The following is a 21160-nucleotide window of genomic DNA, read 5'->3' on the forward strand; positions in this document are numbered from 1 at the left end:
CCCGCGCGCCGAGTCAGAGTTCGACGCGCGTCACCTCGCGGAGAGCCCGATCGTCGACGACCGCTGTCATGAGCGTGTGATGCGGCTGACGCCGACGATCTGTGGGCGAGCCGGGGTTGAGAAGGCGCAATCCCGACGCGGTGGTCGTGTCCCAGGGGATGTGGCTGTGCCCGAAGACGAGCACATCGAGGTCGGGGTAGCGCAGCGTCATCCGTCTCTCCCGGCCCTTCGCATCGCCGGTCTCGTGCACGACGCCCCATCGCACTCCCTCGATCGTCCGCTCGGCGAACTCGGGGAGACGGGCCCGCAGGTCATCGCCGTCGTTGTTGCCGTACACCCCCAGCACCTCGCCGTGGCCCTGCAGGTCATCGAGCACGTCGACAGTCACCCAGTCGCCGGCGTGGATGATGAGATCGGCGGCGTCGGCCTCACGACGCACGGCATCGGGCAGGCTGCGCGCCCGCCCGGGGATGTGGGTGTCGGAGATCAGCAGCAGACGCGTCGGCATGGATCGAGTCTGACTGACCATCGCCGCCCGGCGGCCGCTGTGCCTACGATGGGCACATCCTCGCCGTCGACATCGAGGAGGTCGGCATGGTCCAGGTTCGTGTGATCGGCGTCGCGCTCGACGCCGCGCGCCAGTACGTGATCCTGCTGCGGCCGATCACCGAAGAGGTGGACGGTCCGCGGATGCTCCCCATCTGGATCGGCGCGCAGGAGGCCACGTCGATCGCCATCGCCGTCGAGGGTGCCGAACCGCCGCGCCCGCTCGCCCACGATCTGATGAAGACCCTGCTCGAGACGGTGTCGGCGCAGGTCGAGCGGGTCGAGATCACCCGCATCGACGACGGCACCTTCTACGCCGAGATCACTCTCCTGCTTCCGGGTGGCCGGCGCGTGCTCGACGCCCGTCCCTCCGACGCGATCGCGCTCGCCTCCCGCGTCGACGCACCGATCTGGGTGGCCGACGAGGTGCTGGCCGACGCCGGCATCCCGGTCTCGGCGATGGAGTTCGAAGACGACGACAGGCTCGAGGAGGAGAAGCTCGAGGAGTTCAAGCGCTTCCTCGACGAGGTCGACCCGGAAGACTTCCAGGGCTGACGCGCAGGGCGACCTCAGGGGGCCAGGTTGGGCAGGATGCGGGTGCCGAACTCGTGTCGCAGGGCGCTGCGCGCCGCCAGCCATCCGGCCATCCCGTGCACCCCGGGCCCCGGGCTCGTCGACGCGCCGCAGAGGTACACCCCCGGTATCGCGGTGCGCCAGGGCTCGGGGGAAAGGGTCGGGCGCCCCAGGAGCTGGCGCACATCGGGGAGGCCGGCGGCGATGTCGCCGCCGGGGTAATTCGGATTGTGTCGCTCCATCTCGACGGCGGTGAGCGTGGAGCTGGCGACGATCACATCGCGGAAGCCCGGGGCGAACCGTTCGATCTGTGCGATGACGGCCTCGGTGACGTCGACGGCCGATCCCGCCGGCACGTGCGTGTAGGTCCAGAGTGTGTGCATGCCCGCCGGCGCGCGGCTGTCGTCGAAGGTGCTGGGTTGGGCCACGAGCACGTAGGGCCGCTCGGGCACCCCGCCGCGTGCGACGACGTTCTCGGCCGCCGCCACCTCCGCCCGGGTGCCGCCGACGTGCACCGTCCCTGCACGACGGACGGCGTCATTCGCCCACGGCACCGGGCCGGAGAGGGCGAAATCCACCTTGAGGACGCCGTTGCCGTACCGGAACCGCTCCAGCGCGCGGCGGTACGCCGCCGGCATCCTCCCACCGGCGAGCCGGATGAGCGCGGCCGGGGTGACGTCGAGCAGCACGGTGCGCGCCGGCGGGAGCTCGTCGAGGCTCGTGACCTCGGTGTCGGTGACGATCTCGCCGCCGTGGGCGAGCAGATCGTCGGCGAGGGCGTCGGCGATCGCCTGGCTGCCGCCGATCGGGATCGGCCAGCCGCGCGCGTGCGCGTAGGTCGTGAGCGCCAGTCCCGCCGCCGCCGACGCCAGGCTCGGCAGAGGAAGGATGGTGTGGGCCGAGACCCCGGTGATCATCGACGGCGCGATGTCCTCGGTGAACGGGGTGTTCCACCAGCGACCGGCTTGCGACAGCGCGGCCAGACCGAACGCGACGGGTGCGATCACGTGCGGGGGGACGCGCACGAGCGGGTGGGTGGTGAAATCGGCGATCTGATCGGATGCGGCGACGAGGGGTCCGAGGAGAGCGCGATAGGCCGCGCCGTCGCGGCCGAGGTCGTCGGCGGTGCGGTCGAGGTCGCGGTAGGCGACGCCCGCGCGTCCGCCGTCGAGAGGATGGGCGAAGGAGATCTCCGGCACCTCGAACCGGATGCGGTCGCCGAGCCCGAACTCGCGGAAGAACGGCGACGCCAGAGCAAGCGGGTGCACCGCCGAGCAGACGTCGTGGCGAAACCCCGGGAGGGTGAGCTCGGATGTCGCGGTGCCGCCGCCGACGGCGCCGAGTCGCTCGTAGACCCGGACGCCGAGCCCTGCCCGGGCCAGCGTGACGGCAGCGGCCAGGCCGTTGGGCCCCGCGCCGACGACGACGGCGTCGAGTTCGCCCGCCCGCCTCATTCGCGCGCCGCTTCGGCCGCTTCAGCCGCCTGGGCGGCCTCTTCGGCTTCGTGATCGTCCGCGACATCGGGGGAGGAGGGGCGCCCCGCCTCTTCGTTCTCCTCTTCGGCGGTGGTCTCGCGCGTGCGGGCGTGGCGGCCCTCGGCCAGATACGCGAGGCGGTGGAGCGTCTCGGCGTTGCGCCGATGAAGCAGCAGATCGAAGAGCAGATCGGGGAGGTAGCGGGGGAGCCCTGCGATGGCCTCCTCCTGCAGCCGCACGACACAGCCTTCGCCGCGCGGCTTCACGTCGATGGAGATGCGGGCTTCGCCGATCGGCCAACCGGTGGCGACCATCACCGCGCGCCGCGGCGGGCTCCATTCGGTCGACATCGTCTCGTCGTTGATCAGAACGGGCCAGGCGCCGAAGGAGTGGTGAAGACGCGAACCCGCCGCGGGCCAGTCGGCGTCGACATCCCGCATGCGTGACGCGCCGACCACCCACGTCGGGAAGAGCCATCCCTCGGCGAGCACCTCGAAGACGCTCTCGGGCGCGCACGTCATCTCTCGTGTGTTGCGTGACATCTCGGCCTCCACCCGGGCGATCTCGTTCCGGATGTCTCGACCGTAGGTCCAACCGGTCGCGACGCGCACCCGGTTGACAGGTCGCTCACCGCTTCGATCTGCGCCACCACGGTCGTGCGGGTGGGGCCTCGTCGGGAGCCGGCATCCGCGCCCGGCGGCGTGCTGCCCACTCCGCGACCTCGGCGTCGACGTCGCGGAGGGCGGTGACCACGGGCGGGCCGCCGAGCAGCTGCATCCGTGCGAGCTTCACCCGTCGGTTGAAGTCCTCCACGGCCTCGCGCACGTCCTCCTCCCGCGAGAGGGCGTCCAGTCTCCCCGACAGTTCGGCGTCCTCGACCCGCAGGGTCAGCGCCGGGGGACCGAGCCCCGTCAGCTGCTCACGCTCGATCTTGCGACGGATCCACCAGTCCGGGTCGTGGGCGCGTCCGAGATCGGGGAGGGGCTTGCCGGCCCCGGGAAGGTCGTCGAAATCCCCTCGTCGGATCGCCTGCTGGATGGCGACCTCGACGTAGGCGGCGCGTTCCGCCGGAGTGGACGTCGGCGCCTTTTCGAGGTTCTCGCCCGTCGCGTCCGGGGTCTCGTCCTGCTGCAGCCGTTCGACGCGGTAGCGCGCGGCGCGGAGCCTGGGATCCTCCATGCTCGTCCACGGTACGCGCCCGAGGTGCCGAGCGGGCCGCACGCCGCATTCAGCCGCCGAAGCGCAGCCGACGGCGCGGCGCCGACGCCGCGTCGACGACACCCGCCAGCAGCACGATCGTCGCGGCGAGGAACGGCAGCGTCAGCGCGGCATCCGTTCCCAGGTACTCCGCGACGACGCCGGCCACCGCGGTCGAGGCCGACTGTCCGACGACGATGCCCGAGCCGAGCATCGTCATCACCGTCGACGAGCGCCCGAGAGGGCTCCGGTGGGCGGCGAGGCTGTACTGGGTGACGAGGGTCGGGCCGATGCCCACACCGATGAGGAGAAGGGTGAGGGTCATGGCCACCACGCTCGTTACGAACGGGAGCGCGAGGGTGCCGGTGACGAGAACGGCGGCGAAGACGATCCAGCGTGCGCCGAGCGTGAACCGGGCGGGGAACGCCGCGACGCCCAGCGCCAGCGCCGCCGAGCCGAGTCCCATCGCGCCGTAGACGACGCCCGCCTGCTCGGCGATGCCGCGGTCGGCCATGAACGAGGTCAGCGAGGTGAGCATCGTGCCGAAGAAGAGGCCCATTCCCAGAGCTCCCACCACGGGTGCCGCGACCCGGATGAGCTCGCGCGCCGGGGCCGGTGCGGGGGCGCCATCACGGAGGCCGGCCTCGACGCGGGCGGACGGATGCAGCGCGAAGGCCGACACGAAGATCACCGCGAGGGCTGCGGCGCCGAGGACGGGCGCGACGGGATCGAGCGTGGCGGCGAGGACGCCGACGAACACCGGTCCGAAGACGAAGACGATCTCGTCGGCGGCCGACTCGTAGGCCATGGTGCCGCTGACAACGGCGTCCCGGCGGGCGGGATCGATGGCGCGGGTGATGATCCCCACGAGGCGGCTCCGCGAGAACGGGGCGACCTGGGGTGTGGACGCGCCGATGAGGAACCCGGCGGCCAGCACCGCCGCATCGGGCACCGGTGCGAATGCCAGCCACGCGATCGCGACGAGCAGCAGGCTGTTGACCAGACCCGCGCACAGCAGCACCCGTCGTTGACCGAACCGGTCTGCCGCCGCCCCCAGAAGGGGGCCGAACATCGCGGTTCCGAGGCCGGTCACCGCGGCGGTCACCCCGCCGAGGGCCAGCGAGTCGCGGGCCGAGACCACGAGGGTCAGGAGTCCGACGACCACCATGGCGAACGGCAGACGCGCGACGAGCGCGATGGGGAAGTACGACAGACCAGCGGCCCGGATCAGGGAGGTCGGGCGGGGCGCAGCAGAAGAAGTCATATGCATCAGGTCGATTCGGTCGGCCGCGCGGATCGTCGGGCGGCGTTTCGTGCCGCCTTTGCGCGAAGCGCGAGGTGATGCACAGAGCCCGATGAGTCTACCAAGCCCCCTTCCGCGGCAGCATCCGCGGCGTTCAGTGAACTCCCAGGATGCCGGCACCGCCGCGGAATCGCGGGCGTCTGCCGCGTGGACGGGTGGTGCTGGCGGGTCACGACGCCATCCGATCGCGGGGGTTCTCCGGATCACCCCACGTGCGGCGGAAGTCGCACACGACAGATGGAAGGAAATGAGAATGCGTAAGAACATCACTCGCGCCGGAGTCTTCACTGCAGGCCTCGGAATCGCCGCCCTGACCGTGACCGGCCTGGCACTTCCGGCCAACGCCGACACCGTCTCGAGCGCCGACGAGACGCAGACCACGGTGTCGGCTCTGACGACCCTCGAGGCCTTCCAGGACATCCTCAACGACGCGCTGCAGGCCAGCGGCAACTCCGCGCAGACCGGTGACGTGAGCGTCGACGGTGTCGACGGCGGGCTGGTCAACGGCCCGATCGTGAGCGGGCCCGTGGTGGACGACGTCGCCAACGGCCCGATCCTCTCGGGCAACGACACCCCGATCGCCTCGGGCAACGAGGTTCAGGCGCCGATCGCCTCGGGTAACGACACCTCGGTCGATGCCCCGATCGGTTCCGGCAACGAGGTCGCCTCGGGCAACGACACCGACACCTCGATCGGCGACATCGGCGCCTCGGTCGGCGACGTCGTCGGCGATGTCTCCGGCGAGGTCGACGGCCTGGTCAGCGGCCTGCTCGACTGACCCCCTGAACGGACGCCCCTCCTGGACGTCAAGACGAAGCGGCGCCGGCGATCCCGGCGCCGCTTCGGCGTTCTGCGTCGGCGAACGCCCTCAGGAGAGCTCGGTCCGCCACGAATGGCGGGGCTCGTAGCCGAGCATCCGGCGCGCCTTGTCGATCGACAGCAGGGTGTCGTTCTCTCCGATCTCGCCGCGCACCCCGACGTCTGGGAACACCTCGGCGAGCAGTTCGGCGTTCGGGCGGGTCATCACGGTGTCGGCCGCCGCGATGATGAAGGGTTCGAATCCGGGCTCGGCCACGCGCAGTGCCCGCTCGATCGCCTGGGCGCCGTCGCGGGCGTCGATGTAGCCCCACAGGTTCCACTTACGGCGCCGGGGGTCGGCGTCGAACGACGGGAACTCGGCGTAGTCCTCGGGCACCATGACGTTCGAGAAGCGCAGTGCGGTGATCGAGAGGTCGGGGTGCCAGCGCACGAGCTCGCGCGCCATGCGCTCTTCGAGGGTCTTCACGAGCGAATAGACGCTCTCGGGACGCGGTTCGTACTCCTCGTCGACCGGGGCGTACGGCGGCGGCACGTCGAAGGGGAGACCCAGCACCGTCTCACTCGATGCGGCGACGATCCGGCGCACCCCCACGCGGATGGCGGCGTGGAAGACGTTGAAGGTCGCCGCCATGTTGTTGTGGAAGGTCGCCACGTCGCTGCGCAGTCCCGGTGCCGGGATCGCCCCCAGGTGCACCACGGCGTCGACACCGTCGTGCTGGTCGTTCACCGCGCCCAGCGCGTCGACGACCTGGCCGTAGTCGGTGAGATCGACCTGGACGAAACCCGGGCCGCGCTCGCCGGCGACGTCGAGGCCGATGGCCTCGATGCCGCCGGCGCGAAGTTCGCGGGCCACGACCGAGCCGAGCTTTCCGGATGAACCGGTGAGTGCGATGCGCATCTGATCACCTTGCCATGTCAGCACGGCGGCGAGGGCCGGCTCAGGCGACCGCCCCTCGAGGACCACATCGGACGCCTCGCGCCGTCCGGCCGCTAACCTCGGTTGCCATGACCGCTCCTGACGACCGGCGCGCCCGCCTCGGCATGCGCGAGGTCGCGGCTGCGGCCGGTGTCTCGCCGCAGACGGTGTCGCGCGTGCTGAACAATCACCCGCACATCCGTCCCGAGACGCGCGCCCGGGTGCTCGAGACCGTGAGCCGCCTCGGATACCGGGTGAACAACGCCGCCCGCGCGCTCGGCACGCGAAGCACCCGGACGCTCGGTGTGCTCGCCTCCGATGCCACCCTGTACGGACCCGCCGTCGGCATCGCCGCGCTGGACGCCGCCGCCCGCGAGCAGGGGCGCTGGATCGCCACCGCGTACGCGGACGCCGAAAGCGAGTCGTCCGTCATCGCCGCCGCCGACCGTCTCCTCACGCAGGGTGTCGACGGCATCATCGTGCTGGCCCCGCATCTCACGACCTCGGCGGCGTTGCGAAAGGCCCATCCCGACGTGCGTATGGCCGCCCTTCACGAGGGAGAGGGTGCCGAGCGGCAGGCTGAGGGTGCCGCAGCCGCCGTCCGGCACCTCGTCGGCCTCGGCCATCGCCGCATCGCCCGGCTCGCCGGCCCTGCGGCGTGGAGCGAAGCGGTCAGCCGCGAGGCGGGCGCGGTCGCGGCCCTCACCGAAGCTGGCCTGGACACCACGTTGCGCTGGGAAGGGGACTGGACGGCAGCCACGGCGGCGGGGCTGAGTCAGGCGATCGCGGCTGCGGCACGAGAGCCGGACGGGCCGACCGCGGTCGTCGCCGCCAACGACCAGATGGCGCTCGGCGTGATCTCCGGGCTCCGCGCAGCGGGCGTCGAGGTGCCGGGGAGCGTGAGCGTGACGGGGTTCGACGACAATCCTGATGCGGCGTTCTACCGTCCCGCGCTCACGACGGTGCGTCTCGACGTCGCCGGCGAGGCGCGTCGCGCCGTCGCGGAAGTCCTCGGGGAGATCGACGCGCCGCCGCATCCGGCCGCTCCCACCCTCGTGCCGCGGGCCTCGACGACCCGCCCACCGACGCCGACGCCGTGATCGGACCACGGCCGCGCGCTCTGTACCCGCAAGATTGTTACCGGTAACATGAGCACCGCCTGCGCCCCGCGCATCCGCCACCGAGGGAGGAATCGTGCCCAGCACCGATGCTGCGACACCGTCGTTCGACCCTGTCGTCCGTGAAGCCATCGAAACCGTCCGCGCTGACGTCGCGCGTCTTCACGGCGAACTCGTCCGGTACGGGCTCGTCGTCTGGACGGGCGGGAACGTCTCGGGCAGGGTGCCCGGCACCGACCTCTTCGTCATCAAGCCTTCCGGCGTCTCGTACGACGATCTCGACGCGCAGAACATGATCCTGTGCGACCTCGACGGCAACGTCGTGCCCGGGTCGGCGGGGAGCGAACGGAGCCCGTCCAGCGACACCGCAGCGCACGCCTACGTCTACCGGAACATGCCGGAGGTCGGCGGTGTGGTCCACACCCACTCCACCTACGCCGTGGCATGGGCCGCGCGCGGCGAAGCGATCCCGTGCGTCATCACCGGGATGGCGGATGAATTCGGAGGTCCGATCCCGGTGGGACCTTTCGCCATCATCGGCGACGACTCGATCGGCCGCGGAATCGTCGAGACGCTCCGCGGACACCGATCTCGGGCCGTGCTCATGCGCAACCACGGCCCCTTCACCATCGGGGTCTCCGCGAAGGACGCCGTGAAGGCCGCCGTCATGGTCGAGGATGCCGCGAGGACCATCCACATCGCACGCCAGGGGGGTCCTCTCATCCCCATCCCGCAGGACTCGATCGATCGGCTTTACGACCGCTATCAGAACGTCTACGGGCAGAGCACCGACGATCGCCGTGAAGAGGACGCGCGATGAGTGCCGACGTCATCACCTCCGGCCGGACCGCCCTGGGCATCGAACTCGGCTCGACCCGGATCAAGGCGTGCCTCGTCGACGCCGACGATCCGACGGAGGTACTCGCGGTCGGCTCGCACGCCTGGGAGAACCGTTTCGAAGGGAGGACATGGACCTATGCGCTCGACGATGTCTGGAACGGTGTGCGCAGCGCCTACGCCGACCTGGTTGCCGATGCCCAGCGGCGGCACGGCGTCGCGCTCGAGACGGTCGGGGCCATCGGCGTCTCGGCCATGATGCACGGCTACCTCGCCTTCGATGGCGAGGGTGAGCTGCTGACCCCGTTCCGCACATGGCGCAACACCACGACCGGACCCGCCGCCGAAGCGCTCTCGACGGCGTTCGACCAGAACATCCCGCTCCGCTGGTCGGTCGCCCACCTCTTCCAGGCGGTTCTCGACGGTGAGCCGCACGTTCCCGAGATCCGCCACCTCACCACCCTCGCGGGATACGTGCACGAGCAGCTGACGGGTCGGCGCGTGGTGGGCGTGGGAGACGCATCGGGCATGTTCCCGATAGACCCGGCGACGCGCGACTACGACCTCGGACTCATCGAGACTTTCGATGGGATGGTCGCCGAGGCGGCACCGGGTTTGCGCATCGCCGCCCTCCTCCCACGGGTCCTGAAAGCGGGTGAGCCCGCCGGCACACTCACCGGGGCCGGGGCGGCTCGGCTCGACCCGACCGGGCGGCTGCGCCCCGGCATCCCGTTCTGTCCTCCGGAAGGCGACGCCGGAACCGGAATGGTGGCAACGAACGCCGTCGCGCCGCGCACCGGGAATGTCAGCGCCGGAACGAGCATCTTCGCGATGGTCGTGCTCGAAGGCGCGCTCGCCGCCGCGCACCACGAGATCGACATCGTCACCACACCCGTCGGCGACCCGGTGGCGATGGTGCACTGCAACAACGGCGCGAGCGAGCTCGCGGAGTGGGCGGGGATGTTCGGCGACTTCACCGAGCGCGCCGGGTCGCCGCTCTCGTCCGACGAGGTTTTCGAGGTCCTTTTCCGCGCGGCGGAACAGGGCGACCCCGACGCCGGTGGATTGATCGCCTTCAACCAGCTCTCGGGCGAGCCGATCGTCGGTCTCGAGGAGGGGCGACCGTTGTTCGTGCGGACGCCCGAGAGTCGATTCACGCTCCCTAACGCGATCCGCGCGCAGCTCTACGGAATGTTCGCGACGCTCGCGCTCGGCATGCGCGTGCTCTCGGATGAGGGAGTCGCGATCGACCGGATGTTCGCCCACGGTGGGGTCTTCCGCACCGCCGGGGTCGCCCAGCGGTTCCTCGCCGCCGCGATCGGCACTCCCATCGCCGTCGGCGATACCGCGGGTGAAGGGGGCCCGTGGGGGATGGCGGTGCTCGCCGCCCACCTTTTGCACGCCGATGGGTCGACGCTCTCCGACTACCTCGACAGGCACGTCTTCGCCGACGCGAAGACCGTGACCGTCGATCCCCAGCCCGACGACGTCGCCGGGTTCACCCGGTTCCTCGGACGCTACGAGGCGGCTCTCGCCGTCGAGCGCGCCGCCGTCGCCGCCCTCTGACCATCCGATTCGAAGGAAGACCCGTCATGCCGTCACTGTCCACCTCTCTCGACGCCTACGAGGTGTGGTTCGTCACCGGAAGCCAGACCCTCTACGGCGAGGAGACGCTCCGTCAGGTCGCCGAACAGTCGCAGCAGGTCGTCACGGGGCTCGATGGCCTGCCCGTTCGTGTCGTCTGGAAGCCCGTGCTGAAGGATGCCGACTCGATCCGCCGGCTCGCGCTCGAGGTGAACGCACGCGACGAGGTCATCGGCATCATCGCCTGGATGCACACGTTCAGTCCGGCGAAGATGTGGATCGCCGGGCTCGACGCACTGCACAAGCCCCTGCTGCACCTCCACACCCAGGCGAATGTCGAGCTGCCGTGGGCGGATATCGACTTCGACTTCATGAACTTGAACCAGGCTGCCCACGGCGACCGCGAGTTCGGCTACATCCAGACCCGACTGGGCGTCGCCCGCAAGACCGTCGTCGGACACGTGTCGAACCCGGCCGTCCGCCAGCAGGTCGAGGACTGGCAGCGGGCCGCGGCAGGGTGGGCGGCTGCGCGGTCTCTGAAACTCGCGCGGTTCGGTGACAACATGCGCTATGTCGCCGTCACCGAGGGCGACAAGACCGAGGCAGAGCTGCGCTTCGGCGTTCAGGTGAACACCTGGGGAGTCAACGAGCTCGCCGCTGCCGTCGCCGACGCCTCTTCGGCCGACGTCGACGCGCTCGTCGACGAATACGTCACAAGCTACGACGTCGCCGCCGAACTGCTGCCGGGCGGTGACCGCCATCAGAGCCTCCGGGACGGCGCCGCGATCGAGGTCGGTCTCCGCTCCTTCCTCGAGACGGGTGGCTTCGGCGCGTTCACGACCTCGTTCGAAGACCTCGGCGCCCTCACGCAGCTCCCCGGCCTCGCCGTGCAGCGGCTCATGGCCGAGGGCTACGGCTTCGGCGCGGAGGGCGACTGGAAGACCGCCATCCTCGTCCGTGTCGCTAATGTCATGGGCGCCGGCCGCCCCGGTGGCGCGAGCCTCATGGAGGACTACACCTACGACCTGGTGCCCGGGTCCGAACGCATCCTCGGCGCGCACATGCTCGAGGTCGCGCCGTCGCTGACGACGCGCAAGCCGCGCCTCGAGGTGCACCCGCTGGGGATCGGCGGAAAGGCCGATCCCGTCCGGCTTGTCTTCACCGCAGACCCGGGGCCGGCCCTCGTCGTCGCCATGAGCGACATGCGCGACCGGTTCCGCCTGGTTGCCAACGTCGTCGAGAACGTCGACGCGCCTGACCTCCCGCGGCTGCCGGTCGGTCGCGCCGTGTGGAAGCCCGCGCCTGACTTCGCCACCTCGGCGGCCTGCTGGCTGGCGGCCGGTGCCGCGCACCATACTGTGATGACGACGGCTGTGGGCGTGGAGGTCTTCCGGGACTTCGCCGAGATCGCCCGCACCGAGTTCGTCGTCATCGACGAGCAGACCACCGTCCGTGATTTCCAGCGGGAGCTCCGGTGGAACCAGGCCTACTACCGACTCGCGCAGGGAATCTGACTTCTATGGCATCGCACTCCGTCTCGGGCACCCAGCACTCCCTTCGCGCGGGCGATTACGAGGCCTGCATCGCCAGCGTCGGCGCGACGCTGCGGTGTCTGACCTTCCAGGGCCGCGACCTCGTCGTGCCGTTCGGCGCCGACGAGGTGCGTCCCTCGTACCGTGGGGCGACGCTCGCGCCGTGGCCGAACCGGGTCGTCGACGGCATCTACACCTTCCGTGGCGTCGAACGTCGCGTCGCGCTGACCGAGCCGACGCGCGGGCATGCGCTGCACGGCCTGGCGTCGTGGCTCGACTTCGAAGCGATCGACAAGGGCCCGAGCCACGTCACGCTCGCGGCGACCATCGTCGCGCAGACCGGCTACCCCTGGGAGCTCGGACTCGAGACGACCTTCCAGCTCGCGGCCGACGGCCTCACCCAGACGGTGCGGGTGCACAACCACAGCGACGAGCCCGCACCGTGGGGGACGGGGCCCCACCCCTATCTCGTCGCCGGCCCCGGACTCGTCGACGAGTGGTCGCTCGAGCTCCCTGCCGACGACGTTCTCACCGTCACCGATGACCGGCTGATCCCCGTCTCGCTCGAGCCGGCCGAGACTGCCGGCGCCGAGCGATTCGACTTCCGCCGTGCTCGGCGGATCGGTCAGGTCGAGATCGACCACGCCTACACCGGGTTCGCCCGGGATGACGACGGCTTCGCCTCCGTGCGGGTGACCGCGCCCGACGGCACCGGGGTCGCGATGACCTGGGACACGGCCTGCCCGTGGGCCCAGATCCACACCGCCGACAAGCCCGACAAGGCCGTCTCGCGCCTGGGCCTCGCCGTCGAGCCGATGACCTGCGCGCCCGATGCGTTCAACGCCAGCCGCTACGACTTCGACGCCGGTCTCATCGAACTGGGGCCGGGCGCGTCATCCGCAGCCTCCTGGCGGATCTCCGCCATCGCCTGACGGGGCGTCGACGGGCCTTCCTCCCGGCCGATCGGCCCCGACCGGTAGCCTGGGAGCGAGGGGGTGACGATGGGTAAGACCGCCGAAGCCATCGGCGAGGGGGTCTCGATCGCCGCTGCTGCCGCCCGCCTCACCGTGCGCAATCGCATCCTCGTCGAGACGATCGCCAACGACGAGACATTCCACTACGAGCCGTTCGAGCGGTTCGCCCGGACGACGCTGCTCGCTCTCGCCGACGAACAGGACGCCGCCGCCGACCTCGCCCGACGCCAGCGCAAGAAGGCCTGGGGGAAGTTCTCCGACCCCGACGGCACGCACGACTACCGCGACCGCGACACCCGCAACCTCCGCCGTCGCCGCCGGCAGTACGAGGGGGTCGCGAAGCGGCTTCGTGAGATGGCCGACAACCCCGAGGCGGTGCGCGATCTCGTCGAGAACGCCCGGGATGCCGCGTGGGGCGACGTCGAATCGAACCTGCAGCGTCGGCTGCGGGTCGAGGCGATGCGCCCCGATCTCGACCCCGATTACGAGACGATGCGGACAGCACGGATGCAGGCGCTGCGCCTCGTCGACCTCCCGCGCCTGTCGGCGCATCGTCGGGCGCGTCAACGGGAGGGCGACCCGTCGTGACCGGGCCGCCGCTCGATTCGCGGCGCCGCCCCCGGTGGGGTATTCTCATCTGGTGCTCGCGCGCCGGTAACGGTTGCGAGTGCGGGCGCCCGTAGCTCAATGGATAGAGCATCTGACTACGGATCAGAAGGTTAGGGGTTCGAGTCCCTTCGGGCGCGCACTGTGTTGAGACAGTGAAGAAGAGGTCCCCATCGGGGGCCTCTTCTGCTGCATCCGGATCTGTTCGCGCTCCGAGCGGCGGTCAGCGAGCCGGGGTGGAGCTCGTCCTCCCGTCCGCGAAGCGAGCGCGAGCCCCGTCGTGGCGGCCCGTGACCGGCACGTGTTCGGTGGCGGCGGCGAGGCCCATCGGCTTCGTCGAGACGTACATGCTCTCGGCGCGTTCGACGAGGAACGTCTCGTGCCAGATGCCGACGGCCCCCGGCGCCTTCCGGGCGCGCTGGTTGAAGGCCGTCCAGGCCGGCCGATGCTGAAGATCCATCGACGACGCGTAGGCGTAGAGCTTCTCGATCGACGACCAGTACTGGACGACATACGGCCCACCCGCCCCGAGGAGGAGCTGCGCACCCAGGAGCCCGGAGTCCGTGTCGGTCATCTGCTCCCGCAGCATTCTCGGCATGGCCGTGAACACCGGCAACCACTGGTCGAATCGCCACCAGCGGTTGATCTGCATCCCGATGTGGAAGACCACGAGCTCCCCCTCGTGGCGATGCGTCATGCGGCCTACGGCGATCTTGCTCATCGTGAAGTCCTTTCGATAGTGACGCTATCCAGTATGGATAGTTGTACTATCTAATGCAAGGAGGGATATGCGGATCTCTGAGCTCGCGGCCACAGCGGATGTCGCCGTGCCGACCATCAAGTACTACCTGCGCGAAGGACTGCTGCCCGAAGGAGTCCGCACGGCGGCCACCCAGGCCGACTACGGCCCGCGACACGTCGAACGGCTCCGGGTCGTGCGGGCGCTCGTGGCCGCAGGGGTCAGTGTGGCCGAGATCCGCCACGTCGTCGCGGCGCTCGATGACCCGCCGGCGGGATCCTACGATCTGCTCGGCATCGCCCACAGCGCCGTGACCCCCAGCGTGCCCGACGACATCGACACCGCCAGTGCTGAGGATCTGTACGAGCGTCTGGGTGGAGAGCCCGGCACATGCGAGCCTCGCCTGCTCGGCGGGCTCGCCGTGGCGCTCGCGACCCTCGAGCGGGCGGGCTTCCGTGTGCCGGTCGATGTCCTCGACGCGTACGTCCGTTCGGCGCGGCAGATCGCCGACGCGGAGATCGCCGGTATCCCGGACGATTCGATCGAGAGCGCGGTGCGGTATGTGGTGCTCGGCACCGTCTTGACCGAACCACTGTTGCTGGCCCTTCGTCGCGCTGCGCAACAGATCGTCTCGAGCGAGCGATACGGCGCCTGACGCCGCGCGACGTCAGTCGGAGTCGGCGATGGTGAAGCCCGTGGACTCGCGCCGCACGACCCGGAAGTCCGGTTTGTACGTCTCGGGCGGTCGGCGCTCGCCCTTCTCCTTGATGCGCTCGATCAGGCGGTCGACCGCGATCGCAGCGATCTCATCCCGACCGGTGTCGATCGTCGACATCGAGGGGACAGAGTATTTACTCTCGTCGATGTTGTCGAACCCGATGACGGCGACGTCCTCCGGTACGCGGAGGCCCTCCTCGCCCAGCGCGCGAAGCACGCCCAAACCCAGGGTGTCGGTGAGGGCGAAGACGGCGTCGAAGTCCACGCCGTCCGCCACGAGGCGGTGGATGGCCGCCGCGCCGCCGGCGCGGTTCCAGTCGGACATGACCGTCGGGCGGACGAGGACCGGGTCGAAGGGGAGCCCTGCCCGCTCGAGCGCGCGACGGTAGCCTCGTAGCCGCAGATTCGCAGAGTTCGCCTCGTCGTCGCGGTGACGCGGGTCGGCGCCGATGAGGGCGATGCGGCGGCGGCCGATGTCGATGAGGTGCTCGACGGCGGCTTGGGCGGACGTCATGTTGTGCATCGTGACGTGATCGGTCGGCCCGCCGAAGATCCGCTCGCCCAGCAGCACGAGCGGCCCGTCCGCGGTGAGCAGCGAGGCGTCGGCCTGACCGAGGCTCACGGGGCTGAAGAGCAGCCCGTCGAGGAAGCGCGGGCGACTGCCCGACACGGCACGCACCTCGGCCTCGCGCTGGCCACCGGTCTGCTCCACCATCACGCCCAGCCCGCGGGCCTCCGCCGCGCGGATCACCGCGTCGGCGAGTTCGGCGAAGTAGTTCTCCCGCAGGGACGGGACGGCGAGCCCGATGACCCCGGTGCGTCCGGACCGCAGTCCGCGCGCAGAGAGGTTGGGGCGGTAATCGAGCTGTGCGATCGCCTCGTTGACCCGATCGCGCGTACCGGGCCGCACGTGCGGATGGTCGTTGATGACGTTGGACACCGTCTTGATCGACACGCCGGCGACGCGGGCGACGTCGTGCAACGTGGGGCCCATGGGCGTGCTCCTGACTCCGCTTTCTCCTCCACCCTAGGGCTTCTTCGCCTTGCTGCGAGCCGTCCCGCATCCGTGCGGGGGTCGTCGGGTGATAAGAGCACCTTGACACGAATCCGGGCGCGTGCCAATGTTTTTCTAACGTTGGAATACAACGTTGGAAATGCTTCCCGGATGGCGACATCCCCTGGCGCGTCGACGCGCGGGAAGTAGGTCGCGCACCGACGAAGAAGTCCCGCAACCCCGAAAGGAATCCCCGTGAAGACGAAGCCAGTCCTTGCTGCCATGGCAACGATCGCGCTCGCCACCGGCCTTGCTGCCTGCTCGAATGGAGGCGGCGGCGGAGACGCTGGAGGCGGAAACGGCGCCAGCAACTGCGAGAACACCATCCCCAAGCCCGACCTGCCGGTGGTCACGCTGTGGGCGTGGTACCCCAACATGGAAGACGTCGCCGACAACTTCAACGAGGCCAACGACGAAGTTCAGGTCTGCTGGACGAACGTGGGGGCCGGCGGCCCGGCATACGAGCGCCTGCAGACCGCCGTCTCCGCCGGCAGCGGTGCCGCGGACGTCGTGATGGTCGAGTCCGACCGCATCCCGAGCTTCCAGGTCCAGGGCGCCTTCGTCGACCTGCGGGACCTCGGCTACGAAGAGGTCCAGGACAACTTCAGCGAAGGCGCGTGGCAGGACGTCTCCGTCGGCGACGGCATCTACGGCGCTCCGATCGACGGTGGCCCCATGGGCATGATATATCGCACCGACATCTTCGAGGAGTACGGCATCACTCCGCCCACCACGTGGGAGGAGTTCGAAGCGGCTGCCCGTACCGTGCGTGACGCCGGTGGGCCGTACTTCGCCGACTTCGCGGCGAACCAGCCCGCCTTCGTCACGGCGCTGATGTATCAGACCGGAGCGGAGCCCTTCACCTACACCCCCGAGAACGAGGGTGAGATCTCGATCAACCTCGATGACCCGGCCATCAAGGACATGCTCGACTACTGGGCGAACCTCGTCTCAGAGGACCTGGTGGGCACGCAGGATCAGTTCACCCCGGAGTACATCTCAGGCGTGATCGGCGGAGATTATGCCACCTACCTGTCTGCCGCATGGGCTCCCGGGTACCTGCAGGGCGCCGGCGTCGGTGAGGGCGCGGACGCGGGCGTCTGGGCCACGGCTCCGATGCCGCAGTGGGATCCTGCGGACCCGGTCGCGATCAACTGGGGTGGTTCCGCGTTCGCCGTGACCAGCCAGGCCAGCGACCCCGAGCTCGCCGCCCAGGTGGCCTTCGGCGTCTACGCCGACCAGGCCTCGCTCGACCAGGGCTGGCGCGAGCAGATCATCTTTCCGCTGAACGTCGACGTCCTCGACTCCCCGGAGTTCCAGGATTACGAGGTGCCCTTCTTCAACGGCCGGCAGGCCAACAAGGAGGTGTACGTTCCCGCCGCGAACGCGTACACCGGCATGGTGTACACGCCGATCGGGCAGTACTACTACTCCGCGCTGACCGAACAGCTCGCACGGATCAACGACGGTTCCGCGACCGGCTCGGAGGCGGCCGACGCCCTCCAGGCCGACCTCGTGGCCTACGCCGAGGAGCAGGGATTCACCGTCGTCGATTGAGGTGACGGTAGGGGGTCGGACAGTGCTCACGCGGTCCGATCCCCCACCGCACCCTCGCCCCGGAGGCACATCATGACCGTCACTCTCGCAACACCCGAGCGCGAAAGCGCCACGCACAACAAGAAGGGACGCCGCCGCTCCGCCGCCGCGCGACAGAACCTCGTCGGATGGCTCTTCGTCGGGCCGTTCGCCGTCGTCTTCCTCGCGCTGCTCGTTCTGCCGATCGGATTCGCGTTCTACCTGAGCATGTTCCAGTCCTCGCTGATCGGCGGGGAGCGGTTCGTGCTGTTCGACAACTACATCAAGGCGTTCACCGATCCGTCGTTCCTCAGCGGGGCGTGGTTCGTCATCAGCTTCTCGCTGGTGCTCATCCCGCTGCAGATGGCCGTCTCCCTCGCGGTGGCTCTGATGCTCGACATCATGACCACGCGGTTCGCCCGCTTCTCGCGGCTGATGATCTTCATGCCCTATGCGATCCCCACCGTCATCGGTGCCCTGATGTGGGGGTTCCTCTACAGCAGCAACTTCGGCCCGCTGGCGGAGATCTTCGGGATCTTCGGCGCGACGGCACCGAACTTCCTCAGCAGCAACCTGATCTTCTACGGCCTGCTCAACATTGTGACGTGGCAGTGGGCCGGCTACTACATGATCATCCTCTACGCGGCGCTCCAGGGAATCGACCCGACGCTGTACGAGGCGGCCCGTATCGACGGCGCGTCGCAGTGGCAGATCGTCCTGCGCATCAAGATCCCCCTCATCGCGCCGGCGCTCCTGCTGATCCTGGTCTTCGCCCTCATCGGGACGCTGCAGTTCTTCAACGAGCCGAAGATCCTCCAACAACTGGCAGCCGGAGCCATACCCAATGACTTCACGCCGAACATGTATGCGTACCAGCAGGCCTTCTCGCTGGCCAATGACAACTACGGTTCCGCGATCTCGTTCGCGTTGGGCGCGGTGGTCTTCATCTGCGTGTACATCTTCCTGTTCGCGACCCGCAAGCGAGGGAGCTTCATCTCATGAGCGTCACACCGGTCGAGCGTCCGAAAACGCGGCGCGCTTCGGGCAAGCTCGTCGAACGGCGATCCGATCCCCGACGTGTCGGCGGTCGCATCCCGCTCAACATCGTCCTCGCCCTCCTGATGATCTACTTCCTCATCCCGTTCTGGTGGCTGATCGTCAACAGTTCGAAGGATGCAGCGAGCCTGTTCGGCGGGGGAAGTGCGCTGTGGTTCGGCGACAACATCGACTACGTCCAGAACTTCACCGATCTGTTCACGTACAGCGGCGGCATCTACGCCCGCTGGCTCGGCAACTCCGCCCTCTACGCCCTGGCGGGCGGCATCGGGGCGACGGTGCTCGCGGTGCTCGCCGGGTACGGCTTCGCGAAGTACAGCTTCGCGGGGCGCCGGTTCGGCTTCGCCGTCATCCTGGGTGCGGTCATGGTGCCCACGACCGCGCTGGTCATCCCGACCTTCGTCCTGTTCGCCGAAGCCGGGCTCACGAACACCATCTGGGCGGTGATCCTCCCGACCCTGCTGAACCCGTTCGGTGTGTATCTGATGTGCGTCTACGCGCGAGATGCCGTGCCCGACGAGCTGCTCGACGCTGCGCGCGTGGACGGCGCGGGGGAGTTCCGTACGTTCGCGACGGTCGCCCTGCCACTGCTGCGGCCGGCGATGGTGACCGTGCTGCTGCTCTCGGTGGTGTCATCGTGGAACAACTACTTCCTGCCGCTGGTCATGCTCTCGGACAACCGGCTGTTCCCCGTGACGGTCGGGATCGGTCTGTGGCAGTCCACGGCCTCGTCCTACGGCGCGGCCGGAGGCCAGACCCTGTGGAGCATCATCATCCTCGGCTCGCTCGTCTCGGTGATCCCGCTGATCATCGCCTTCCTGACCCTCCAGCGGTACTGGCGGGGCGGGCTGGCGATCGGAAGCCTCAAGTGATCCTCGGCCCGCGCCGCACGTCCTGCTGAACCCGCCCTTCCCGAAAGAGAAGCATGATCCGCGCACATCTCACCATCGACCCGCACTTCGCCGTCGGCCCCATCAACCGACGTCTGTTCGGCTCCTTCGTCGAGCATCTCGGGCGGTGCGTCTACGACGGCATCTACGAGCCGGGTCACCCCTCGGCTGATGAGGAGGGCTTCCGCGCCGACGTCATCGATCTCGTGCGCGAGCTCGGCGTGTCAACGATCCGCTACCCCGGCGGAAACTTCGTCTCGGGGTACCGGTGGGAGGACGGTGTCGGACCCCGCGAGGAGCGGCCCCGCCGGCTCGACCTGGCGTGGCACTCGACCGAGACGAACGAGATCGGCCTCGACGAGTTCGCCTCGTGGATGAAGAAGGTCGACGGCGAGCTGATGTACGCGGTGAACCTCGGCACCCGCGGGGTGCTCGAGGCCCTCGACGTGCTGGAGTACGCCAACATCCGCTCCGGCACACGGCTCTCGGACGAGCGCGTCGCCAACGGGCACGCCGAACCCCACGACATCCGCATGTGGTGTCTCGGCAACGAGATGGATGGGCCGTGGCAGCTCGGCTACAGCACGGCGGAGAACTACGCGCAGCTCGCGGCCACGACCGCGCGAGCGATGCGTCAGGTCGACCCCGATCTCGAGCTCGTCGTCTGCGGCAGCTCGGGTGCGGGAATGCCGACGTTCGGCGAGTGGGAGCGCGTCGTCCTGGAGCACACGTACGACAACGTCGACTACATCTCCTGCCACGCGTACTACGAGCCCGCGAGCGACGACGTGGCGAGCTTCCTGGCATCGGGCGTCGATATGGATCGCTTCATCGAGGCGGTCGTGGCCACCGCCGACCACGTCAAGGCGATGAAGCGGAGCGAGAAGACGATCAACATCTCCTTCGACGAGTGGAACGTCTGGTACCAGTCGCGCTACAACGAGGTCGACAAGATCACGGATGTCGCGGACTGGCCGGTCGCACCCAGGCTGCTCGAAGACCGGTACACCGTGCTCGACGCCGTCGTCTTCGGAAGCCTCATGATCTCGCTCATCCGGCACGCCGACCGGGTGACGTCGGCGAGCCTTGCGCAGCTGGTGAACGTCATCGCACCGATCATGACCGAGCCCGGCGGTCCGGCATGGCGGCAAACGACGTTCTATCCGTTCTCGCTGACCTCGCAGCTCGCGCGCGGCGTCGCCCTCGAGCTCAAGCTCGACAGCCCGACCTACGAGACGGCGAAGTTCGGCGAGGTGCCGATCGTCGACGCCGTTGCGACGATCGATCCTGACAGTGGTGCCATCACGGTCTTCGCCGTCAACCGCAGCCTCACGGACGAGGTCACTCTCGAGATCGACTCCACGGCGCTCGCAGGTGGCGTCTCATCCGCGACGGCGACATCGATCTTCGACGACGACATCCATGCCGCGAACACGCTCGAACAGCCCGACCGGGTGACGCCGAAGGTCAACGACTCGGTGGAGATCGCCGACGGAGCCATCGCCCTCACCCTGCCCCCCTGCTCGTGGACGGTCCTGACCGCCGAGTGATCTCCGCCTCTCCGTTCGCTCACGGCGAACGCCGCGGCACTTAGCACTCTCCACCCTCGAGTGCTAACCTGGACGTACTTGAGTCAAGCTGACTCAAGT

At 69.2% G+C, this 21160-nt stretch carries 21 protein-coding genes and 1 tRNA gene; 14 read left to right on the top strand and 8 right to left on the bottom strand.

What is annotated here, in order from left to right; translation table 11 throughout:
* Positions 1-13: 13 nt before the first annotated feature.
* Positions 14-508, bottom strand: a complete 495-nt coding sequence (locus DT073_RS05720; protein WP_124292516.1) for a metallophosphoesterase family protein — start codon at positions 506-508, stop codon at positions 14-16.
* An 86-nt stretch (positions 509-594) separates the two neighbouring features.
* On the opposite strand from DT073_RS05720, the gene DT073_RS05725 reads away from it, so the two are divergent.
* A complete protein-coding gene (locus DT073_RS05725; RefSeq protein WP_124292517.1) occupies positions 595-1101 on the top strand; it encodes a bifunctional nuclease family protein in 507 nt (168 codons plus the stop codon).
* A gap of 14 nt (positions 1102-1115) precedes the next feature.
* Here DT073_RS05725 and DT073_RS05730 read toward each other — a convergent pair whose 3' ends face one another.
* From DT073_RS05730 to DT073_RS05745, 4 genes are all read right to left on the bottom strand, one after another.
* Positions 1116-2573, bottom strand: coding sequence for a phytoene desaturase family protein (locus tag DT073_RS05730; protein ID WP_124292518.1), 1458 nt, complete (start codon positions 2571-2573; stop codon positions 1116-1118).
* On the bottom strand, positions 2570-3136 hold the full coding sequence (locus tag DT073_RS05735; RefSeq protein ID WP_124292519.1) for an SRPBCC family protein: 567 nt from the start codon (positions 3134-3136) through the stop codon (positions 2570-2572). The genes DT073_RS05730 and DT073_RS05735 overlap by 4 nt, the downstream gene beginning before the upstream one ends.
* Before the next feature lie 85 nt (positions 3137-3221).
* Positions 3222-3773 (bottom strand): DnaJ family domain-containing protein, encoded by a 552-nt coding sequence (locus DT073_RS05740; RefSeq protein WP_124292520.1) that lies wholly within the window; start codon positions 3771-3773, stop codon positions 3222-3224.
* A gap of 49 nt (positions 3774-3822) precedes the next feature.
* Entirely contained in the window at positions 3823-5061 is a 1239-nt protein-coding gene (locus DT073_RS05745) for an MFS transporter (protein ID WP_124292521.1), read from the bottom strand.
* 286 nt (positions 5062-5347) lie between these two features.
* Here DT073_RS05745 and DT073_RS05750 point away from each other — a divergent pair, with 286 nt between their 5' ends.
* The gene (locus DT073_RS05750; RefSeq protein ID WP_124292522.1) at positions 5348-5872 is read left to right on the top strand and encodes a hypothetical protein; all 525 of its coding nucleotides are present in this window, start codon (positions 5348-5350) and stop codon (positions 5870-5872) included.
* 90 nt (positions 5873-5962) lie between these two features.
* Here the strand turns inward: DT073_RS05750 and DT073_RS05755 are convergent, their stop codons facing one another.
* On the bottom strand, positions 5963-6811 hold the full coding sequence (locus DT073_RS05755) for an NAD-dependent epimerase/dehydratase family protein (RefSeq protein ID WP_124292523.1): 849 nt from the start codon (positions 6809-6811) through the stop codon (positions 5963-5965).
* A gap of 107 nt (positions 6812-6918) precedes the next feature.
* Here DT073_RS05755 and DT073_RS05760 point away from each other — a divergent pair, with 107 nt between their 5' ends.
* The 7 genes from DT073_RS05760 to DT073_RS05790 all read left to right on the top strand — a co-directional run bounded on the left by DT073_RS05760 (position 6919) and on the right by DT073_RS05790 (position 13620).
* On the top strand, positions 6919-7929 hold the full coding sequence (locus tag DT073_RS05760; protein ID WP_124292524.1) for a LacI family DNA-binding transcriptional regulator: 1011 nt from the start codon (positions 6919-6921) through the stop codon (positions 7927-7929).
* 148 nt (positions 7930-8077) lie between these two features.
* Positions 8078-8767, top strand: coding sequence for an L-ribulose-5-phosphate 4-epimerase (locus DT073_RS05765; protein WP_240638826.1), 690 nt, complete (start codon positions 8078-8080; stop codon positions 8765-8767).
* Positions 8764-10350 (top strand): xylulokinase, encoded by a 1587-nt coding sequence (locus DT073_RS05770; protein ID WP_124292526.1) that lies wholly within the window; start codon positions 8764-8766, stop codon positions 10348-10350. Before DT073_RS05765 ends, DT073_RS05770 begins: the two co-directional genes overlap by 4 nt.
* Positions 10351-10376: 26 nt before the next feature.
* Entirely contained in the window at positions 10377-11882 is a 1506-nt protein-coding gene (gene araA / locus DT073_RS05775; RefSeq protein ID WP_124292527.1) for an L-arabinose isomerase, read from the top strand.
* Between the two features lie 5 nt (positions 11883-11887).
* The gene (locus DT073_RS05780) at positions 11888-12832 is read left to right on the top strand and encodes an aldose 1-epimerase family protein (protein WP_124292528.1); all 945 of its coding nucleotides are present in this window, start codon (positions 11888-11890) and stop codon (positions 12830-12832) included.
* Positions 12833-12901: 69 nt separating this feature from the next.
* Complete coding sequence (locus DT073_RS05785) at positions 12902-13462, top strand: asparagine synthase (protein WP_124292529.1); 561 nt, start codon at positions 12902-12904, stop codon at positions 13460-13462.
* 85 nt (positions 13463-13547) lie between these two features.
* A tRNA-Arg gene (locus DT073_RS05790) sits at positions 13548-13620 on the top strand.
* Between the two features lie 83 nt (positions 13621-13703).
* Here the strand turns inward: DT073_RS05790 and DT073_RS05795 are convergent.
* Positions 13704-14201, bottom strand: a complete 498-nt coding sequence (locus DT073_RS05795) for a DUF4188 domain-containing protein (protein WP_124292530.1) — start codon at positions 14199-14201, stop codon at positions 13704-13706.
* Positions 14202-14268: 67 nt separating this feature from the next.
* Here DT073_RS05795 and DT073_RS05800 point away from each other — a divergent pair, with 67 nt between their 5' ends.
* Complete coding sequence (locus tag DT073_RS05800; RefSeq protein ID WP_124292531.1) at positions 14269-14874, top strand: MerR family transcriptional regulator; 606 nt, start codon at positions 14269-14271, stop codon at positions 14872-14874.
* 12 nt (positions 14875-14886) lie between these two features.
* Here DT073_RS05800 and DT073_RS05805 read toward each other — a convergent pair whose 3' ends face one another.
* Complete coding sequence (locus DT073_RS05805) at positions 14887-15930, bottom strand: LacI family DNA-binding transcriptional regulator (protein ID WP_124292532.1); 1044 nt, start codon at positions 15928-15930, stop codon at positions 14887-14889.
* A gap of 255 nt (positions 15931-16185) precedes the next feature.
* Here DT073_RS05805 and DT073_RS05810 point away from each other — a divergent pair, with 255 nt between their 5' ends.
* The 4 genes from DT073_RS05810 to arfA all read left to right on the top strand — a co-directional run bounded on the left by DT073_RS05810 (position 16186) and on the right by arfA (position 21061).
* Complete coding sequence (locus DT073_RS05810) at positions 16186-17547, top strand: ABC transporter substrate-binding protein (protein WP_124292533.1); 1362 nt, start codon at positions 16186-16188, stop codon at positions 17545-17547.
* Positions 17548-17619: 72 nt separating this feature from the next.
* On the top strand, positions 17620-18567 hold the full coding sequence (locus tag DT073_RS05815) for a carbohydrate ABC transporter permease (RefSeq protein WP_124292534.1): 948 nt from the start codon (positions 17620-17622) through the stop codon (positions 18565-18567).
* Complete coding sequence (locus DT073_RS05820) at positions 18564-19493, top strand: carbohydrate ABC transporter permease (RefSeq protein ID WP_124292535.1); 930 nt, start codon at positions 18564-18566, stop codon at positions 19491-19493. Before DT073_RS05815 ends, DT073_RS05820 begins: the two co-directional genes overlap by 4 nt.
* Positions 19494-19546: 53 nt before the next feature.
* A complete protein-coding gene (gene arfA / locus DT073_RS05825; protein WP_124292536.1) occupies positions 19547-21061 on the top strand; it encodes an arabinosylfuranosidase ArfA in 1515 nt (504 codons plus the stop codon).
* The last annotated feature ends 99 nt before the right edge of the window (positions 21062-21160 follow it).

Origin of the sequence: Microbacterium sp. ABRD28, from assembly GCF_003850245.1 — a bacterium.
Lineage (GTDB): Bacteria > Actinomycetota > Actinomycetes > Actinomycetales > Microbacteriaceae > Microbacterium.

What these genes read in the sequence shown, in the direction of transcription:
- DT073_RS05755 (WP_124292523.1), bottom strand. Translation starts at nt 6,811, where the DNA reads ATGCGCATCGCACTCACCGGTTCATCCGGAAAGCTCGGCTCGGTCGTG.
- DT073_RS05760 (WP_124292524.1), top strand. Translation starts at nt 6,919, where the DNA reads ATGACCGCTCCTGACGACCGGCGCGCCCGCCTCGGCATGCGCGAGGTC.
- DT073_RS05725 (WP_124292517.1), top strand. Translation starts at nt 595, where the DNA reads ATGGTCCAGGTTCGTGTGATCGGCGTCGCGCTCGACGCCGCGCGCCAG.
- DT073_RS05800 (WP_124292531.1), top strand. Translation starts at nt 14,269, where the DNA reads ATGCGGATCTCTGAGCTCGCGGCCACAGCGGATGTCGCCGTGCCGACC.
- DT073_RS05770 (WP_124292526.1), top strand. Translation starts at nt 8,764, where the DNA reads ATGAGTGCCGACGTCATCACCTCCGGCCGGACCGCCCTGGGCATCGAA.
- DT073_RS05795 (WP_124292530.1), bottom strand. Translation starts at nt 14,201, where the DNA reads ATGAGCAAGATCGCCGTAGGCCGCATGACGCATCGCCACGAGGGGGAG.
- DT073_RS05820 (WP_124292535.1), top strand. Translation starts at nt 18,564, where the DNA reads ATGAGCGTCACACCGGTCGAGCGTCCGAAAACGCGGCGCGCTTCGGGC.
- arfA (WP_124292536.1), top strand. Translation starts at nt 19,547, where the DNA reads ATGATCCGCGCACATCTCACCATCGACCCGCACTTCGCCGTCGGCCCC.
- araA (WP_124292527.1), top strand. Translation starts at nt 10,377, where the DNA reads ATGCCGTCACTGTCCACCTCTCTCGACGCCTACGAGGTGTGGTTCGTC.
- DT073_RS05730 (WP_124292518.1), bottom strand. Translation starts at nt 2,573, where the DNA reads ATGAGGCGGGCGGGCGAACTCGACGCCGTCGTCGTCGGCGCGGGGCCC.
- DT073_RS05780 (WP_124292528.1), top strand. Translation starts at nt 11,888, where the DNA reads ATGGCATCGCACTCCGTCTCGGGCACCCAGCACTCCCTTCGCGCGGGC.
- DT073_RS05785 (WP_124292529.1), top strand. Translation starts at nt 12,902, where the DNA reads ATGGGTAAGACCGCCGAAGCCATCGGCGAGGGGGTCTCGATCGCCGCT.
- DT073_RS05745 (WP_124292521.1), bottom strand. Translation starts at nt 5,061, where the DNA reads ATGCATATGACTTCTTCTGCTGCGCCCCGCCCGACCTCCCTGATCCGG.
- DT073_RS05735 (WP_124292519.1), bottom strand. Translation starts at nt 3,136, where the DNA reads ATGTCACGCAACACACGAGAGATGACGTGCGCGCCCGAGAGCGTCTTC.
- DT073_RS05805 (WP_124292532.1), bottom strand. Translation starts at nt 15,930, where the DNA reads ATGGGCCCCACGTTGCACGACGTCGCCCGCGTCGCCGGCGTGTCGATC.
- DT073_RS05720 (WP_124292516.1), bottom strand. Translation starts at nt 508, where the DNA reads ATGCCGACGCGTCTGCTGCTGATCTCCGACACCCACATCCCCGGGCGG.
- DT073_RS05815 (WP_124292534.1), top strand. Translation starts at nt 17,620, where the DNA reads ATGACCGTCACTCTCGCAACACCCGAGCGCGAAAGCGCCACGCACAAC.
- DT073_RS05750 (WP_124292522.1), top strand. Translation starts at nt 5,348, where the DNA reads ATGCGTAAGAACATCACTCGCGCCGGAGTCTTCACTGCAGGCCTCGGA.
- DT073_RS05740 (WP_124292520.1), bottom strand. Translation starts at nt 3,773, where the DNA reads ATGGAGGATCCCAGGCTCCGCGCCGCGCGCTACCGCGTCGAACGGCTG.